Consider the following 256-nt stretch of genomic DNA (forward strand, 5'->3'; position numbering starts at 1 on the left):
CATAATGAACAGTAAAACCGGGACAAAAGAAAGAATTATTCAAACCTCTGCATATCTTTTTCAGATTCAGGGATACCATGCGACTGGTTTGAATCAAATTATAAAAGAGAGCGGAGCACCCAGAGGGTCTGTGTATCATCACTTTCCAAACGGAAAAGAAGAACTCGCCATTGCGGCGATCAAATATACGGGAAGATGCGTTGAAAAGCAGATACAGAATAGTATGTCTCAATCCGCGGACCCTGTAGAAGCGATT

1 protein-coding gene is annotated in these 256 nt (G+C 41.8%); it reads left to right on the forward strand.

Translation table 11 applies throughout. The features are described 5' to 3' along the window. Positions 1-4 precede the first annotated feature (4 nt). A partial coding sequence (locus SB660_RS21980; RefSeq protein ID WP_410584570.1) for a TetR/AcrR family transcriptional regulator occupies positions 5-256 on the forward strand: 252 nt, incomplete at its 3' end.

The sequence above is a fragment of the Bacillus sp. SIMBA_005 genome, from assembly GCF_046535585.1.
GTDB classification, from domain to species: domain Bacteria; phylum Bacillota; class Bacilli; order Bacillales; family Bacillaceae; genus Bacillus; species Bacillus pumilus.